The following is a 17,421-nucleotide window of genomic DNA, read 5'->3' as shown; positions in this document are numbered from 1 at the left end:
CAACGTCGCCATGGAAACCTCACAGGCAAACGCGCTGCTGCGCCGGATGTTCGATGCCGCCATCTCGGCGGCGCAACCGTCGCTCACGCTGGCCCGCCACCTGCCCGAACCACCAAGGGGGCGCACCATCGTGATCGGTGCCGGCAAGGCATCTGCGGCGATGGCCCAGGCCTTCGAAGCCGCCTGGACAGGGCCGCTCGAAGGGCTGGTGGTCACGCGCTACGGCTACGCGGTGCCTTGCCAGCACATAGAGATCGTCGAAGCCGCGCATCCGGTGCCCGACACCGCCGGGCACGACGCCGCGCGTCGCATGCTGGAACTGGTTTCCGGGCTGACCGAGGATGACCTCGTGGTCAGCCTGATCTCGGGCGGCGGATCGTCATTGCTGCCGCTGCCGCTGGCCGGCGTGACGCTCGAAGACAAGCAGGCCGTGAATCGCGCGTTGCTGAAGTCCGGTGCCACCATCACCGAGATGAACTGCGTGCGCCGCCACCTGTCGGCCATCAAGGGTGGCCGGTTGTCGGCGGCGTGCTATCCGGCGCGCGTCTGCAACCTGCTGCTGTCCGATGTGCCGGGCGACGACCCGATCGACATTGCGTCGGGGCCTACGGTGGCCGATCCCACCACGCGGCACGATGCGCTGGAGATCATCCGCCGCTACGGCCTGGACCTCCCCGCGCACGTCCTGCGCGTGCTCGGCTCCGAGGCGGCCGAATCCGTCAAGCCGGGCGACCCGCGCCTGCCACGTATCGACACCACGCTGATCGCCACGCCGCGCATGGCGCTGGAAGCGGCGGCGGCGGTGGCGCGCGACGCCGGGCTGTCCGTTCACCTGCTCGGCGATGCCATCGAAGGCGAGGCCCGTGACGTAGGCCTGGTGCTGGGCGGCATCGCGCTCGAAGCGGCCGACCACCGGCTGTTTCCGCCGCCCTGCGTGCTGCTGTCCGGCGGCGAGACCACGGTCACCCTGCGCGGCAACGGGCGCGGCGGCCGCAACGTCGAATTCCTGCTGGCGCTGGCCATGACGCTACGCGGCCACGCCGGCATCCATGCACTGGCCGGCGATACCGATGGCGTCGATGGCCAGGAAGAGATCGCCGGCGCCGTCATCGGCCCCGACACGCTGCGGCGCGCGTGGGCGCTTGGCGTCCGGCCACAGGACGCGCTGGCCAACAACGACGGACACGGCTTCTTTGCAACACTGGGCGATGCCGTCATCACCGGCCCCACCCTCACCAACGTCAACGACTTCCGCGCGATCCTGATCGCGCCCTGATGGAGCAACACCATGAGACGCCTTCGCAATGCGAAGATCGTGGCCACGCTGGGCCCCGCCAGCACGTCACCCGAGATCATCGATGCCTTGTTCGAAGCGGGCGCCGATGTCTTCCGCCTGAACTTCAGCCACGGCAGTCATGACGACCACCGGCTGCGGCTCGACAGGATTCGCGCCATCGAACAGCAGCGTGGGCGCCCCATTGGCGTGCTGCTAGACCTGCAGGGCCCAAAGCTGCGCATCGGCACGTTTGCCGATGGTCCGGTCCAGCTCGCAGCCCAGGCAAGGTTCCGGCTTGACCTGGACCGCGATAACCCGGGGTCGGCCACGCGCGTCAGCCTGCCGCATCCCGAGATTTTCGCCGCGCTGCGCGAAGGCGCGGAATTGTTGCTCGACGACGGCAAGGTCCGCCTGCGCGTGGACCGCTGCGGCGCCGAGTTCGCCGAGACCACGGTCATCAACGGCGGGCCGCTGTCCGACCGCAAGGGCGTCAATGTGCCCGGCGTAGTGCTGCCGCTGTCGGCGATGACCGAAAAAGACCGTCGCGATCTCGAATTCGGCCTGACACTGGGGGTCGACTGGATTGCCCTGTCGTTCGTCCAGCGCGCCGAGGACATCCAGGAGATCAAGGCCATCGTGCAGGGCCGTGCCGGCATCGTCGCCAAGCTGGAAAAGCCCGCCGCCATCCAGAGCCTGGAGGCCATCGTGGCCGAGGCTGACGCCGTGATGGTGGCGCGAGGCGACCTCGGCGTGGAAATGCCGGCCGAACAGGTGCCCTCGCTGCAGAAGCAGATCGTGCGCGCCTGCCGCAAGGCAGGGAAGCCCGTGATCGTGGCCACGCAGATGCTGGAGTCGATGATTGCCGCGCCGGTGCCTACCCGCGCCGAGGCCTCCGACGTGGCCACCGCCGTCTACGACGGTGCCGATGCCGTGATGCTGTCGGCCGAGTCGGCATCGGGCCGCTATCCGGTGGAGGCCGTGAAGATGATGGACAGCATCATCACGCGTACCGAGTCGGACCCGCTCTATCACGACGCAATCCAGGCATCGCATACGCCGCCGCGCGCCGAGGCCGCCGACGCCATCGGCCATGCCGTGCGCCATGTGGCAGGGCTGCTCAAGGTGCCGGCCACCGTGGCCTACACCAGCTCGGGCTACTCCGCGCTGCGCATGGCGCGCGAACGCCCCGAGGTGCCGATCCTCGGCATGACGCCGCGCATGGCAACCGCGCGCCGGCTGGCGCTGGCCTGGGGCGTCCATGCGGTGCTGTGCCATGAAGTGGTCGACGTGCTGGAGATGACCGAACTGGCCAGCCGCACCGTGCTCGATGAATGTTTCGGCGAACGCGGCCAGTCCATCGTGATTTCCGCCGGCTTGCCGTTCACGGTGGCCGGCACCACCAATCTGCTCCGCATCGCGCAGGTGCAATGACCCCAACCGAGCCCACAACTGCAACAAGGACAATCCTATGTCAGTGATCCAGGAAGTGCGCGGCTACGAGATCCTCGATTCGCGCGGCAATCCCACCGTGGCGGCGCAAGTGCTGCTGGCCGATGGTAGCGATGGGTTCGCGGCTGCGCCGTCGGGCGCCTCGACCGGCTCCCGCGAGGCCGTCGAACTGCGCGACGGCGACGCGCATCGCTACGGCGGCAAGGGCGTGCGCCGCGCCGTCGGCCATATCAACGTCGATATCGCCCGCACGCTGGCCGGCATGCCAGCCGCGGACCAGGCAGACATCGACCAATGCCTGATCCGGCTCGATGGTACTGCGGACAAATCGCGCCTGGGCGCCAACGCGCTGCTGGCCGTCTCGCTGGCCACCGCGCGCGCAGCCGCCGCATCGGCGGGCATGCCCCTGTACCGGACCATCGGTGCCGCCACGTGTAATAGCGGCGCGTTGCGCCTTCCCATGCCGATGATGAACATCATCAACGGCGGCGCGCACGCGGACAACAGCGTGGACATGCAGGAATTCATGATACTGCCCGTGGGTGCGCCGTCGTTCTCCGAGGCGGTGCGCTGGGGTGCGGAGGTGTTCCACACGCTCAAGTCGCTGCTCAGGCAGCGCGGCTTTTCCACGGCGGTGGGCGACGAAGGCGGCTTTGCCCCGGACCTGAAATCGAACGAACAGGCGCTCGAAATCATCATGCAGGCCATCGGCGCCGCCGGATTCCACGCCGGCCGCGATATCGCGCTGGGCCTGGATGTGGCCAGTTCGGAGCTCTACCGCGACGGCAGCTACGTGCTGCATTCGGAGCACCGCCGTCATGACGCGGCTGGCTTTGTCGACCTGCTGGCCGGCTGGGTGTCGCAGTATCCGATCGTCACCATCGAGGACGGCATGGCCGAAGGCGACTGGATGGGCTGGAAGCTGCTGACAGAGCGCCTCGGCAGGCAGGTGCAGCTGGTTGGCGACGACCTCTTCGTCACCAACACGGCGATCCTCAAGGAAGGCATCGACTGCGGCGTGGCCAACGCGATCCTGATCAAGCCGAACCAGATCGGCACGCTGACCGAGACGCTGGCCGCAATCGACATGGCCCACCGCGCCGGCTATGCCTCGGTGATCTCGCATCGCTCGGGCGAGACCGAGGACACCACGATTGCCGACCTGAGCGTCTGCACCGCCGCCACGCAGATCAAGACCGGCTCGCTGTCGCGCTCCGACCGCGTGGCCAAGTACAACCGCCTGCTCTACATCGAAGCCGAGCTGGGCTGCGCGGCCACGTTCGCGGGCCGCCAGGCGCTCTCCGTATCGATCTGATATCCGCATTTTTTCCCAACCACCACTACAAGAAGAGGAGACAACCATGCGCAACTTCAACCTTCGGACGATCCGCCGGGTCTGCGGCCTGTCGCTGTACGCCATCGGGCTGGGCGGTGCGTCAATGGCCACGGCGCAGGAATGGCCCGCCAAGCCGATCAGCCTCGTGGTGCCCTTCCCGTCGGGCGGCACCACCGACATCCTGGCGCGCGCGCTGGGCGACCAGCTGTCGAAGAACCTCGGCCAGCCCGTGATCGTCGAGAACCGGCCCGGCGCAGGCGCCACGGTGGGGGCCGACTACGTGGCCAAGGCCAAACCCGACGGCTACACGCTGCTGATGGGCGCCGTGCATCACACGATTGCCACCTCGGTCTATCGCAAGCTGCCCTATAGCTTCCAGAAGGACCTGACGCCCGTGTCGACGCTGGCCATGGTGCCCAACGTGCTGGTCATCAACAGCGCGAAGACGCCCGCGAAGAACGTGGCCGATCTGGTGGCGCTGGCAAAGAAGGCGTCGCCGGAGCTGTCGTACGGCTCGAACGGCAACGGCACCGCGCAGCACCTGATCGGCACGCAGTTCCAGGCGGCCACGGGCACCCAGTTGCTGCACGTGCCTTACAAGGGCAGCGGCCCGCTCACCACCGACCTGCTGGGCGGGCAGGTCACGATGTCGTTCGACACGCTGACCACGGTGCTGCCGCATATCAAGGCTGGCAAGCTCAAGGCGCTGGCGGTGACCACGGCCAAACGGTCCAGCGTGTTGCCCGACGTGCCTACGCTGGAGGAAGCCGGCCTCAAGGGTTTCGATATCGGCACCTGGTTCGGCGTGCTGGCGCCGGCTGCCACGCCCAAACCGATCGTCACGCGCCTTAACGCCGAGATCGTGAAGATCGTGAACTCGCCCGACTTCCAGCAGCGCATGGCCGCAGCCGGCGCGGAGCCCATGGCAAGCGCGCCCGAGGCGTTCGCAAAGCGCATCAACGACGAGACATCGAAGTTCGCCGTGCTGGTCAAGGAAGGCAAGGTGACGATCGAGTAACCGGGCACGGGCACAGGCAAGCGGCGGCTCCGCAGCAACCCGAAGCGGGTTTTCCCGCACTGTCCCGTCAAGCAAAACGGATGTCCCGATAAGTCAAACCGTGAACCGTCATTCCCCGATACTTCGCTGGGTCGCGGCCACTCCGCGACAAGCCAGCGGGCCCCCGGCATTGTGCGGGGCGCGGCTGAGAATATCAGGAGACGGTTCATGTCGGGACTTCGTATTTCACGTCCTCAAATTTTTGCCGGCGCCCCGAGCGTCCGGGCTTCGCGCTACTACCCGTGGCTGGTCTTCGCGCTGAGCTTTGGCCTGCTGCTGTCCGACTACATGTCGCGGCAGGTACTCAACGCACTCTTTCCGCTGCTGAAGGCGGAATGGGCCCTCACCGACGCCAATCTTGGCGCGCTGGGCGGCGTCGTGGCGCTGATGGTGGGCGTGCTCACCCTGCCGCTTTCGATCCTGGCTGACCGCTGGGGCCGCGTGCGCAGCCTGACGCTGATGGCCGCGCTCTGGAGCCTGGCAACGCTGGGCTGCGCCATCGCCAACTCGTTCGGCGAAATGTTCATCGCCCGGCTCTTCGTCGGGATCGGCGAGGCCGCCTACGGCAGCGTCGGCATCGCACTGGTGCTGTCGGTCTTTCCGCGCCATCTGCGCGCCAGCCTTAGCGCCGCGTTCATTGCCGGCGGCGCATTCGGGTCGGTGCTGGGCATGGCGCTCGGCGGCGTGATCTCGGCACATTTCGGCTGGCGTATCGCGTTTGTCAGCATGGCCCTGTTCGGCCTGGTGATGGTGGGCTTCTACCGCCTGCTGGTCACCGAGGAGCGCCTGAAGATCCAACGCGAGGCGCTCAATGAACAGGCGGCCGAGGCACCGCGCCTGGGACCGATGCCGCTGCGCGCCCTGTGCAGCGCCCTGGTGGCGTCGCGGTCGATCATCTGCGCCTATGTCGGCAGCGCCCTGCAGCTGTTCGTGATGGGTTCGCTGCTGGCGTGGATGCCCAGCTTCCTGGGCCGCTACTACGGCCTGGCCACCGCGCAAGCCGGCCTGGGCGCCGCGTGCTTCGTCCTGGTGGGTGGTGCCGGCATGATCATGTGCGGCGCGCTGACCGACCGCGTGGCCCGCCACGCCCCGGCACGCAAGTGGCTGATGGCCGTCACATACAGCGTGCTGTGCTTCGCACTGCTTGGCACCGCGTTCCACCTGCAGGCAGGGACCGCGCAACTGGCCCTGATCGCCGCCGGCATGATGCTGGCGGGCGGCAGCGCCGGCCCGGCCAGCGCCGCCGTCGCCAACCTGACCGATCCCCGCATCCATGCCAGCGCGTTCGCCACGCTGACGCTGGTGAACAACCTGCTTGGCCTGGCGCCGGGCCCGTTCTTCACCGGCCTGATGGCTGACCACATCGGTCTGGCAGGCGCCCTGCAGTGGATGCCCGTCGCCGGCCTGATCGCCGCGGTCTGCTTCCTGCTCGGCCGCCGCACCTATACCGCGGATCTGCAGCGCCTGGCTCAACGCCGCGCCGCAGCGTGACGCGCATTCCCCAACACGCAAGCGATTCAACGATGTTCTTGTCCCCCGAAATCACCGTGCTGCTGGTGCCCGGGCTGCGCGACCACGTAGCCGACCACTGGCAGACCCTGCTGCAAGCCGAACTGGAGGCCCAGGGCCAGAAAGTGGCATCCGTGCAGCCGCTGGAACACGAGAAGCTCAGCTGCGCCGCGCGCATCGTCGCCCTCGACGAGGCCATCGCGGCCATCGACGGCCCGGTCGTGCTGGGCGCTCACAGCGCCGGTGTGATGATCAGCGTGCACTGGGCCCGGCACCTGCACAGCCGAGTGCCGGCCGGCAAGATCCTTGGCGCGCTGCTGGCCACGCCTGCCGACCTGGAAACGCCGCTGCCGCCCGGATATCCGGAAGTGGCCACGCTCGACCAGCACGGCTGGCTGCCGGTGCCGCGCCAGGCGCTGCCGTTCCCGACGTTGCTGGCGGCCAGCCGCAACGATCCGCTGGCCTCGTTCAAGCGCGCCACCGCCATGGCGCAGGACTGGGGCAGCGAACTGGTCGATCTGGGCCACGTTGGCCACCTGAACCCTGCGGCCGGCTTCGGCCCGTGGCCCGAAGCGATGGCGCTGCTGGCACGGCTGGCACGCTGAACCGCAGGGCCACAGCAGGAAGCGGCTCCGGGCCGCGACACAACAACATTTTCACAACACCGTAGTACCCATTCCGACGGGAACCCCCACTACACAAGACGTAAAAAAGGAGACTGTTTCATGAAGCTCAAGGGCATGGCCTTAGCCGCGTTGTTCGCCTGTACCGGCAGCGCATTCGCGCAATCCACCGTCACGCTGTACGGCGTGATCGACGCCAGCGTGGAATACGCGAACCACGTTGCCCCGTACTCGGCGGCAGGCTTTACCCCGAATCCGGGCGCCGGCGATACCGTGTATCGCATGAACTCGGGCGGCCTGTCCGGTTCGCGCTGGGGTCTGCGCGGCACCGAGGACCTGGGCAACGGCCTGAAGAGCCTGTTCGTGCTGGAAAGCGGTTTCAGCGGCGACAACGGCACGATGCAGCAGAGCGGCCGTCTGTTCGGTCGTCAGGCATTCGTCGGCCTGCAGCACCAGACCTTCGGGCAGATCACGCTGGGTCGCCAGTACACGTCGCTGTTCGCGGCGATGGCCAACTTCATGCCGACGGCCTACGCCACACAGTACGAGCCGGCAGCCCTCATGGCAGGCAACAACTTCCGCGAGGACAACGTGCTGGCCTACAACGGCACGTTCGGCCCGCTGACGGCCATGGCCCACTTTTCGTTTGGCGCGGGCGTGCCCAACCTGCCGGCCGGCACGATCGCGTTCGGCGGCAACGGCGAGGTGCCCGGTGCCTTCCGCCGCGACAATGCCTACGGCGCAGGCCTGGTGTACTCGGCCGGACCGTTCGGCGCGGCCATCGCCTATGACCAGTGGAACCCGTCGATCAACAACGTGGCGGGCATCTACCAGGGCAACACCGCGACGCTGAAGAAGGCTTCGGTGGCGGCCAGCTACACGATCGGCGCGGTCGCCAAGATCATGGGCGGCTACCGCTGGGGCAAGGCCGAGAACAACGGCACGAACGCCCAGATCCAGCGTGACGACTACTACTGGATCGGTGTGAACTATCAGGTGACACCGGCCATCGGCCTGACGCTGGAGTACGACTACGACGACCTCAAGCGCGACTACTTCAACCGCACCAATGCGCCGAATCCGTGGCAGGTCGCCTTTGTGGCCAACTACGCGTTCTCGAAGCGCACCGATCTGTACCTGAGCACGGCCTACGCCAAGCATGCCGGCCTGACGCTCGATGGCGCCAGCACGAACCAGCTGGCATCGACCGGTGCCACGGGCAACAGCTACATCCTGGGCAACGGCCAGAGCAGCATGGTCGGCGTCAGCCTCGGCATCCGGCACAAGTTCTGATCATGTAGGGATCGGCACAGCCGGACGGGATACTCCTGCACCCCGCCGTCCGGTCGTGTCGAGCTTCGTTTGGCCACCCCGGCGTGCGCGCTGGCGTGGCCATTTTTTATGGCGCCGACGCCTCGTCCGCCCGTACCTGCCGCGCGCGCCACTTCGATACGCTGCAGCCGTACTGCGCGCCGAACCAGCGCGAGAACGCGCTCAGCGACGAGAAGCCCAGCAGCGTGGCCACCTCGGACAGCGGCCGTGCGCGGTTTTCGATATAGCGCGTGGCCAGGCTGGCGCGGGCGTCGTTGAGGATGTCCGAATAGGTGACGCCGTCCTGTGCCAGCCAGCGATGTACGGTGCGCCGGTCCACGTTGAGCTGCTGGGCCACACGGTCGACCGAGCACATGCCACTGGGCAGCAGCGCATGCACCAGCTTGCGGACCTTGTCGGTCATGCTGGTGTCGGACTGCGCCAGCAGCGTGCCCAGGTAGAGCTTGACCTGCTGGGCCATGACCGGATCGTAGGACGGCAACGGCGCTTCCAGGTCCCTGGCCACGCAGACGATGCCGTCGAAATCCTGCCCGTAAAGCGCCGGCATGCCGAACACGCGCATGCAGGCGGCCTGGCTGTCGGGCGCCGCATGCGTGAAGCAGATGCTGCGCGGACGCCAGGCCGGGCCCAGGAACAGCGTCAGCATGCGGAACATCACGCCTGCCGCCAGTTCGGTGGCCTGGCGCAGGCTGCCGGGGGTATCGCTGAGGATGTGCAGGCGGATCAGCACCACGTCGTCGGCATCTTCCACGCGCATGACCAGCGCCTCGTTCTGCAGGCCCATGTAGCGCACCATCGACTCCAGCGCGCGGCGAAGCGTGGGTTCCTCCCGCACTACGAAGGCGAGCGGCCCCAGGTTCGCGAACGGGCGCAGTTCGGCCATGCGCAAGCCGAAATCGTCCACCTGTGCGGCGCTGGCCGACGCCTCCAGCAGCTTGCCCACCAGCGCCGCGGGAATGCGGATGTCGGGATCCAGCAACGCGTTACGGCTGATGCGTGCGGCACGCAGCATCTGGTGTGGATCGAGCCCCACGGCCCGTGCCACATCAACGTAGTTGGTAAGGCTGGCACTGCGCAGAAAGTAGGACATCGCGTTTTCCCTGACTGTCCCCAAATGTAAATCGAGCGTCCCCGATCGTCAAATTGCGGCACACCGTTCGCCGATACTTCCGTCACCGCAGCACGCACCCTACACAGGAGACCAACATGCAATTCCTCGACGATTCCCTGCACCCCGAAAACATGGACAAGGTGGTCATCACCGTGGCCCCGTACGGTCCCGAGTGGATGCCCGAAGATTTCCCGGAAGACATTCCGGTCACCATGGAAGAGCAGATCCAGAAGGCCGTTGACTGCTACAACGCCGGCGCCACCGTGCTGCACCTGCACGTGCGCGAACTGGACGGCAAGGGATCGAAGCGCCTGTCCAAGTTCAACGAGCTGATTGCCGGCGTGCGCGCCGCGGTACCCGACATGATCATCCAGGTGGGCGGCTCGATCTCGTTCGCCCCGGAAGACGAAGGCCAGGCCGCCGTGTGGCTGTCGGACGATACGCGCCACATGCTGGCCGATCTGACTCCGGCCCCCGACCAGGTTACCGTGGCGATCAACACCACGCAGATGAACATCATGGAATTGCTGTACCCCGAGTACCTGGCCGGCACGTCGCTGTCGAACCCGGCGTATATCGAGGCGTACCGCGAGATGACCGTGCCGGCCGGCCCGGGCTGGGTGGAAGAACACCTGCGCCGCCTGTCGAACGCAGGCATCCAGCCGCACTTCCAGCTGACCGGCATGCATGCCCTGGAAACGCTCGAACGCATGGTGCGTGCCGGCGCGTACAAGGGCCCGCTGAACCTGACCTGGATCGGTATCGGCGGCGGCTTTGACGGCCCGAATCCGTTCAACTTCTTCAACTTCATCCACCGCGCGCCGGACGGCTGCACGCTGACCGCCGAGTCGCTGCTCAAGAACGTGCTGCCGTTCAACATGATGGCGATGGCCATGGGCCTGCACCCGCGATGCGGCATCGAAGACACCATCATCGACCAGCACGGCAACCGCATGACGTCTGTGCAGCAGATCGAGCAGTGCGTGCGCGTGGCGCACGAGCTGGGCCGCGAGATCGCCACGGGCAAGGAAGCGCGCGAGATCTATCGCATCGGCACCTGGTACGACAGCGTGGACGAAACGCTGGCGGCCCACGGCATGCTGCCGAACCGCCAGTCGGGCCAGAAGAACCTGCCGCTGCGCCGCGCAGCCTGATCCACCCCTGAGCCCGCGACCGCCATGTCAAAGTCCACGGATACCCGGCCCGCCAATCCCTGCATCAATATCTGCCGCATGGACAGTGCGCGACGTTACTGCCAGGGATGCGGCCGGACCTCGACCGAAATCGGCCTGTGGGACGGCATGACCGCCGCACAGCGCGCCTTCATCATGGAGGCGCTGCCTGCGCGGCGCGGTCGACCGGCGGCAGGCAAGGCCTGACCGCCCCAGCATTCCCGGCGATGCGCCGCACGACGTATGCGGCGCGCGCCAGCTGTTTCACCGGGTCTGCCGATTCCAACGCGAAGACACGTTCCTCTACAGCCCAACGCGGGCGGGTCCGGCTTTCTATACCTACAAGACCTATCATGGAGACAAAGATGCCGAACCAACCTGCCCCCCTCCGCATGCGCCGTGCGATCCTTGCGGCCATCATGACGCTGGCGATGCCGGCCGCCATGGCCTGGACCAGCAAGCCCGTGCGCGTGCTCGTGCCCGCGCCTGCGGGCGGCACCATGGACGTCATGGCGCGCGTGCTGGCCGAACAGCTGGCCGCCGACCTTGGGCAGTCCGTAGTGGTCGACAACAAGCCGGGCGGTGGCGGTGCCATCGCCATCAACACGATGCTGGCCGCGCCCGCCGATGGCCAGACCATCATGGTGACGGCCACCAATGTGCTGACCGAAGTGCCGCAGGTGCAGAAAACGCCGTACGACACCATGAAGGACGTTCGTCCGCTGGCGGCGGTGGGCCGTTCGCGGATGGTACTGGTCGGCGCGCCGAACCTGCCGGCCAAGGATCTCAAAAGCCTGATTGCGTACGCCAAGGCCAATCCGGGCAAGCTCAGCTTTGCCTCGTACAGCGCTGGCACCGCATCGCACTACGCCGGCGCCATCATGAACCAGGAAGCCGGCATGGACCTGCAGCACGTGCCGTTCGCCGGCTCGGGCCCCGCACTGGCCCAGGTGATGGGCGGCCAGATCCCGCTGATGTATGACGGCATGGTGACCTCGCTGCCCATGATCCGCGCCGGCAAGCTGCAGCCCTACGCCGTGGCGTCCCGGACGCGCTCGCCGCTGTTGCCGCAGGTGCCGACGTTTGCCGAGCAGGGCTATCCCGATATCGACTTCAGCAACTGGGTGGGCGTGATCGCGTCCGCGCAGATGCCGGCCGACGTGGCGCAGAAGATCCAGAGCGCGGTGTACAAGGCCGCGGCCAATCCCAAGGTGCGTGAGCGCCTGGAGGCGCTGGGCTACGAACCGATGCCGGCGCAGTCGCTGCAGGACCTGAGCCAGTCGCTGCACGCCGAATACGACCGCAACGCCGGCATCGTCAAGACGTTCAACATCAAGCCCTGACCCCATCTCCTCATTACCCGCAACCACAAGCCGTCATTGCCACGGCCTGCGTCTTGCCCTATAGTTAGCTGCATGGCTAACTATCAAGTCTCGGTGAGCGACGTATTCCATGCGCTTGCCGATCCCACGCGCTGCGCCATTGTCTGCGCGCTGGTTGGCGGCGCGCAGACCGTGTCGTCGCTGGCGGCGCCGTTCGACATGGCGCTGCCGTCATTCATGAAGCACGTGACGGTGCTGGAACGCAGTGGCCTGATCCGCACCAGCAAGGCCGGGCGCACCCGCACCTGCGAACTCGTGCCGGAAACGCTGTCGCAAGCCGAGCAATGGCTGGCCGAGCAGCGCGCCGTGTGGGAAGCCAGGTCCGACCGCATGGTCGATTTCGTCGAGCGACTGCATCAAGAGGAGCAAGCCCATGCCGGAAAACGCCGCTGAATCCCGCGATCTCGTGATTTCCCGCGTGCTGCGCGCGCCGCGGTCCGTACTCTGGCGCGCCTGGTCGGATCCCGCCCTGCTCAAGGAATGGTGGTGCCCCAAGCCATGGACCACGCAGGTGCGCGACTTCGACCTGCGGCCGGGCGGCAACTTCCATACCTTCATGCAGGGGCCGGACGGAGGCACCAGCGACAACCCCGGCTGCTTTCTCGAAGTCGTGCCACAGTCTCGCCTGGTGTTCACGTCGATGCTGACCGGCGGCTGGCGTCCGCACAAGCCGTGGCTCGGCTTCACCGCGATCATCACGATGGAAGACGACCCCGGCGGCAGCCGCTATGTCGCCCGTGTCATGCATCCCGACGACGCCACGCGCGACCAGCACGAGAAGATGGGCTTCTTCGAAGGCTGGAACACCGCCATCACCCAGCTCGACGATTTCGCCTTGACGCTGCGCTGAGGCCGTCGCGGGCTCGCGGCCCCGACAGTTGTTCAGGGCGGCAGCAGCGCCGTCCGCGCAGCGGCCAGCACTTCGGCGGTCAATCCTTCCAGCAGGCCCGAAGCGGCACGCGCATGCTGCCAGTGCAGCGGCACATCGAGCGGCGTGTCGGGCACCAGTTCCACCAGCATTCCGGCCTTCAGATAGCCATCGATCATCGACTGCGGATGCATGCCCCAACCCATGCCAGCCAGCGCCGCCGTGACAAACGCATACGATGACGGCAGCGTGTGATGGGGCAGCTGCACCTGCCGGTGGCATAGCCGGCTCACCCAACGCGCCTGGAGTTCGTCCTTGGCGTTGAAGACCAGACTCGGCGCCTGCGCAAGACTGCCCGCCCCCACCCCGGCCGCGAAATGGCGCGTCACAAACGCCGGGCTGGCCGCCGCCACATAGCGCATGGCCCCCAGCGGGCGGCTGTTGCATCCTGTCGCCGGTCGCGCGGTGGCCGTGACGGCGGCCAGCACCGCGCCGCTGCGCAGCCATTCCGTCGTATGGTCCTGATCGTCGACCGCCACTTCCATCAGCACCGGATGCCGCGCGGCAAACGCGGCAATCGGCTGCGCCAGCCAGGTGGCCAGGCTGTCGGCGTTCACGGCCACCGGCAGCGGCACGCGGGTCTCGCCCTGCGGCGCCAGGGCGGGCAAGGTGCCGTGCAGCTCCTGTTCGAGCAACCGGACGTGATCGACGTGCTGGCACAGACGGCGGCCTGTTTCGGTGGCCCGGCATGGGTTGTCGCGGATCACAAGCGCGCAGCCGACGCGCTCCTCCAGCATCCGGATGCGCTGCGAAATGGCCGATGGCGTGACATGAAGCGCGCGGGCGGCGCGCTCGAAACTGCCTTCGCGCACAACGGCGGCCAGCGCGGATAGCGCCGCGTAGTCGAGCATGCTTAAGCCTGGCTAATGTCAATGAAGATTGTTTAGTTTGGCTTCATCGCCGCACGATGGCAAGCTTGCGTCATGTACTCGACCGACCTCCTGACTTCGGGCATGCCGCCCGGTATCGCCGTCCTGCTGCAGGGCCTGGCCCTTAGCCTGGGCCTGATCGTCGCCATTGGTGCCCAGAACGCCTTCGTCCTGCGCCAGGGCCTGCGCCGCGAACACGTGGGGAGCGTGGTGCTGCTGTGCGCGCTGGCCGATGCGCTGCTCATCGCAGCCGGCGTCATGGGCATGGCCCGCGCACTGGGCGAACGGCCCGCACTGGCGACCGCGCTGGCTTTGGCCGGCGCGGTCTTCCTGGCTTGCTACGGCTGGCGGGCGTGGCGGCGCGCCCACGGGCAGCATGTGCTGCGGGCTGCCGACGGCCCGTCCAGCACCACGCGCGGCGCTGTGCTGGCGCAGGCCCTGGCCTTCACGTTGCTCAATCCCCATGTCTACCTGGACACCGTACTGCTGGTGGGCAGCATCGGCGCACAACAGCCGGCCGCCATGCGCGGCTGGTTCGTGGCCGGCGCCAGCGTCGGCAGCCTGGCCTGGTTTGGTGCCCTGGGTTTCGGTGCACGATGGCTCGCGCCGTGGTTTGCCAATCCGCGCGCCTGGCAGATGCTGGACCGCCTGGTCGGCGTGACCATGCTGGTGCTTTCGGCGCTGCTGGCGCGGCATGCCATCGGCGGATTCCGGGGAATGGACTGGCTGCCAGGGGTGCTGCCGGCGGCGTAAACGCAAAAAGGCCGCCCTCCGAGCCGGGGAGGGGCGGCCATCAGTTTTCCCTTTCGCCTCAGGCTGCCTTCTTTTCCCGCAGCAGCTTCTTGTCAATCTTGCCCACGCTCGTCTTCGGAATCGCCGTGACGAACGCGATACGGTCGCCCTCGGGCACCGCGAACTTGCTCAGCCGCTGGGCTTCGACGTGTCCAAGCAGCACCGCGCGGATCTGCTGGGCATCCACCTCGATGCCAGCCTTGCGCACCACGTAGGCCATCGGCCGCTCGCCCCAGCGCGCATCGGGCACGCCCACCACCGCGCATTCCTGCACGCCGGGTACCTGGGTGACCAGGTTCTCGATCTCGATCGACGACACCCATTCGCCGCCGGTCTTGATCACGTCCTTGAGCCGGTCCACGATCTGCACGAACCCGTCCTCGCCCATCACCGCCACGTCCTGCGTGTGCAGGTAGCCATCGGCCCACAGGTCCTCCGACGCGGACGGCTTGCGGAAGTACGACTTGGTCAGATACGGCCCGCGCAGCACGATCTCGCCCTGCGCCTTGCCGTCGTGCGGCACTTCGCGCATATCGGGGCCGACGATGCGGAAGTCGGCCAGCGGCACGGGACGGCCCGTGGCGCTGCGCATGCGCACTTCCTCCTCGCGGGTGAGCGGCACATGGCCCGGCGGCAGCTGGGCCAGCGCGACGATGGGGCCCGTCTCCGACATGCCGTAGCCGGCAAAGATGTCGATGCCGCGCGACAGCGCCGCCTCGCACAGCACCGGCGGCAACGCCGAGCCGCCGATGATCATCTTCCAGCCCCACAGGTTGTATTCCCCTTCGTCCGCCGCCTGCAGCAGCATCTGCAGGATGGTCGGCACGCAGTGCGAGAACGTGACCTTCTCGGTCTTGCGCAGTTGCAGCAGCGTGGCCGGCACATAGCGGCCCGGCAGCACGGTGCGCAGGCCCAGCATGATCGCCACGAACGGCATGCCCCATGCCATCACGTGGAACATCGGCGTGATCGGCATGTACACGTCTTCACGGTGCATGCGCTGGCCTTCGCGCGGCGAGCACAGGCTGGTGGCCGTGGTCAGCGTGTGCAGCACGATGTCGCGATGGCTGTAGCACACGCCCTTGGGGTCGCCCGTGGTGCCCGTGGTGTAGAACGTGGTGGCCTTGGTGCGCTCGTCGAAGTCCGGAAAATCGAACGCGGCCGGCGCGGCAGCCAGCAGGGCCTCGTATTCGCCATCGAACGGCACGGTGCCGGCGGGCACGTCCTGGCCGTCGGCCATCAGCACGAAACGCGGCTGGCGCACCAGGCTGTCGCGGATCTGTTCGAGCACCGGCAGGAAGTCCGGATGCACCAGCACCACGTCGGCGCCGGCGTCGTTCAGCGTGTAGAGGATCTGCTGGGGCGACAGGCGCACGTTCACCGTGAATAGCGTGGCGCCCATCATCGGCACGCCGAAGTAGCACTCCAGGTACCGATGGCTGTCCCAATCCATCACGGCCACGGTGCTGCCGTGACGCACGCCCAGCGCCCCCAGCGCATTGGCGAGCCTGCCCAGACGCTGGTGGAAATCGCGATACGTGTAGCGCATCTCGCCGCGATAGCTGATTTCCTGATCACCATACAGGCTCATCGCGTTGGTCAGCAGCTGCTTGACCAGCAGCGGGTAGGCGTATGCCGAGGGGGTGGTAACGACGAGGTTGTCCTTCATGCCAGCTCTGTCCTTCATGTCCATCATGTCTTGCGGGTTCTGCCTGATCCGCATGCGGATCAGTACGGCACGCTGCCGATGATGCCGGCGCGTTCCATCTTGCGGTGGCACGGCGCGTAGTCCATTACCGCGTAGTGCTGGGTGGCCGTGTTGTCCCAGATCGCCACGCTATTCGGTTCCCATCGCCAGCGCACCTGGAATTCCGGGATGTACGCCTGCGACACCAGGTAGCGCAGCAGATCGGCCGCGCCCGGGTTGGCATCCTGGCCGTAACGCACGCGCGCCGGGGTGTGGAAGTTGGTGAAGTGCGTGGTGAAACCGTTCACGTACAGCACCTTCTCGCCGGTATCGGGATGCGTGCGTACCACCGGATGCTCTGCGTCGGGGAACTGGGCCTTGAGCGCCAGCCGCTTTTCGATCGGCATGGCCGCCCCGAAGCTTGCCTCGATGCTGTGGCGGGCGCGCAGGTCGGCAATCTGTGCCTTGACCGTGTCGGGCAGCCGCTCATAGGCCAGCGCCATGTTGGCCCACATCGTGTCGCCGCCCACGGGCGGGCACTCGATGCAGCGCAGCACCGCGCCGAACTGCGGCGCCTCGCGCCAGGTGGTGTCCGAGTGCCAGCAGTTCTCGTAGCGGTCGTTCGGCTGGTCCGGCCGCTTGTAGATGCGCACCAGCCCCGGATGCTCGGGATCGCTGCCCGCCACCGGGTGGTCTTCCAGCGCGCCGAAGCGGCTTGCAAATGCCACGTGCTCGGCACGGCTGAACTGCTGGTTGCGCAGGAACAGTACGCGGTGCTTCAGCAGTTGCGCACGGATCTCGCCAAACAGGTCGTCGTTGCGCACCGCTTCGCCCAGATCCACGCCCACCAGTTCGGCGCCCAGCGCACAGCTTAGTTGTTGTACTTTCATCACTGTCT

17 protein-coding genes are annotated in these 17,421 nt (G+C 67.1%); 13 read left to right on the top strand and 4 right to left on the bottom strand.

Annotated elements, in window-relative coordinates:
- Window positions 1-10 precede the first annotated feature (10 nt).
- From BLQ58_RS14910 to BLQ58_RS14880, 7 genes are all read left to right on the top strand, one after another.
- Window positions 11-1,276, top strand: coding sequence for a glycerate kinase type-2 family protein (locus BLQ58_RS14910; protein WP_254775956.1), 1,266 nt, complete (start codon window positions 11-13; stop codon window positions 1,274-1,276).
- A 12-nt stretch (window positions 1,277-1,288) separates the two neighbouring features.
- The gene (pyk, locus tag BLQ58_RS14905) at window positions 1,289-2,707 is read left to right on the top strand and encodes a pyruvate kinase (RefSeq protein WP_092599263.1); all 1,419 of its coding nucleotides are present in this window, start codon (window positions 1,289-1,291) and stop codon (window positions 2,705-2,707) included.
- A 37-nt stretch (window positions 2,708-2,744) separates the two neighbouring features.
- Window positions 2,745-4,040, top strand: coding sequence for a phosphopyruvate hydratase (gene eno, locus BLQ58_RS14900; protein ID WP_092599260.1), 1,296 nt, complete (start codon window positions 2,745-2,747; stop codon window positions 4,038-4,040).
- Window positions 4,041-4,086: 46 nt separating this feature from the next.
- Window positions 4,087-5,079 (top strand): tripartite tricarboxylate transporter substrate binding protein, encoded by a 993-nt coding sequence (locus BLQ58_RS14895; protein ID WP_092599257.1) that lies wholly within the window; start codon window positions 4,087-4,089, stop codon window positions 5,077-5,079.
- A 207-nt stretch (window positions 5,080-5,286) separates the two neighbouring features.
- On the top strand, window positions 5,287-6,609 hold the full coding sequence (locus BLQ58_RS14890; protein ID WP_092599254.1) for an MFS transporter: 1,323 nt from the start codon (window positions 5,287-5,289) through the stop codon (window positions 6,607-6,609).
- Between the two features lie 32 nt (window positions 6,610-6,641).
- Window positions 6,642-7,232, top strand: coding sequence for an RBBP9/YdeN family alpha/beta hydrolase (locus BLQ58_RS14885; protein ID WP_092599251.1), 591 nt, complete (start codon window positions 6,642-6,644; stop codon window positions 7,230-7,232).
- 120 nt (window positions 7,233-7,352) lie between these two features.
- On the top strand, window positions 7,353-8,543 hold the full coding sequence (locus tag BLQ58_RS14880; protein WP_092599248.1) for a porin: 1,191 nt from the start codon (window positions 7,353-7,355) through the stop codon (window positions 8,541-8,543).
- A 106-nt stretch (window positions 8,544-8,649) separates the two neighbouring features.
- Here the strand turns inward: BLQ58_RS14880 and BLQ58_RS14875 are convergent, their stop codons facing one another.
- The gene (locus tag BLQ58_RS14875; RefSeq protein WP_092599246.1) at window positions 8,650-9,672 is read right to left on the bottom strand and encodes an AraC family transcriptional regulator; all 1,023 of its coding nucleotides are present in this window, start codon (window positions 9,670-9,672) and stop codon (window positions 8,650-8,652) included.
- A 116-nt stretch (window positions 9,673-9,788) separates the two neighbouring features.
- On the opposite strand from BLQ58_RS14875, the gene BLQ58_RS14870 reads away from it, so the two are divergent.
- From BLQ58_RS14870 to BLQ58_RS14850, 5 genes are all read left to right on the top strand, one after another.
- Window positions 9,789-10,847 (top strand): beta-keto acid cleavage family enzyme, encoded by a 1,059-nt coding sequence (locus tag BLQ58_RS14870; RefSeq protein ID WP_092599243.1) that lies wholly within the window; start codon window positions 9,789-9,791, stop codon window positions 10,845-10,847.
- A 24-nt stretch (window positions 10,848-10,871) separates the two neighbouring features.
- The gene (locus tag BLQ58_RS14865) at window positions 10,872-11,072 is read left to right on the top strand and encodes a DUF1289 domain-containing protein (protein WP_092599240.1); all 201 of its coding nucleotides are present in this window, start codon (window positions 10,872-10,874) and stop codon (window positions 11,070-11,072) included.
- A 158-nt stretch (window positions 11,073-11,230) separates the two neighbouring features.
- Entirely contained in the window at window positions 11,231-12,208 is a 978-nt protein-coding gene (locus BLQ58_RS14860) for a Bug family tripartite tricarboxylate transporter substrate binding protein (RefSeq protein WP_092599237.1), read from the top strand.
- 72 nt (window positions 12,209-12,280) lie between these two features.
- The gene (locus BLQ58_RS14855) at window positions 12,281-12,640 is read left to right on the top strand and encodes an ArsR/SmtB family transcription factor (RefSeq protein WP_092599234.1); all 360 of its coding nucleotides are present in this window, start codon (window positions 12,281-12,283) and stop codon (window positions 12,638-12,640) included.
- Entirely contained in the window at window positions 12,621-13,097 is a 477-nt protein-coding gene (locus BLQ58_RS14850; RefSeq protein WP_092599231.1) for an SRPBCC family protein, read from the top strand. Before BLQ58_RS14855 ends, BLQ58_RS14850 begins: the two co-directional genes overlap by 20 nt.
- 32 nt (window positions 13,098-13,129) lie before the next feature.
- On the opposite strand, the gene BLQ58_RS14845 is transcribed toward BLQ58_RS14850, so the two are convergent.
- Complete coding sequence (locus BLQ58_RS14845; protein WP_092599228.1) at window positions 13,130-14,026, bottom strand: LysR family transcriptional regulator ArgP; 897 nt, start codon at window positions 14,024-14,026, stop codon at window positions 13,130-13,132.
- A gap of 72 nt (window positions 14,027-14,098) precedes the next feature.
- On the opposite strand from BLQ58_RS14845, the gene BLQ58_RS14840 reads away from it, so the two are divergent.
- Complete coding sequence (locus tag BLQ58_RS14840) at window positions 14,099-14,797, top strand: LysE/ArgO family amino acid transporter (RefSeq protein WP_254775955.1); 699 nt, start codon at window positions 14,099-14,101, stop codon at window positions 14,795-14,797.
- A 58-nt stretch (window positions 14,798-14,855) separates the two neighbouring features.
- On the opposite strand, the gene BLQ58_RS14835 is transcribed toward BLQ58_RS14840, so the two are convergent.
- Complete coding sequence (locus BLQ58_RS14835) at window positions 14,856-16,505, bottom strand: fatty acid--CoA ligase (RefSeq protein ID WP_092599515.1); 1,650 nt, start codon at window positions 16,503-16,505, stop codon at window positions 14,856-14,858.
- Window positions 16,506-16,564: 59 nt separating this feature from the next.
- Window positions 16,565-17,413 carry a TauD/TfdA dioxygenase family protein gene (locus tag BLQ58_RS14830; protein ID WP_092599225.1) on the bottom strand — a complete coding sequence of 283 codons (849 nt, stop codon included), beginning with the start codon at window positions 17,411-17,413 and terminating at the stop codon, window positions 16,565-16,567.
- Between the last annotated feature and the right edge of the window lie 8 nt (window positions 17,414-17,421).

The organism is Ralstonia sp. 25mfcol4.1 (assembly GCF_900104095.1).
GTDB lineage: Bacteria > Pseudomonadota > Gammaproteobacteria > Burkholderiales > Burkholderiaceae > Cupriavidus.
Note: the sequence above shows the minus strand (reverse complement) of the source record. Positions and strands in the feature narration are given on the sequence as shown.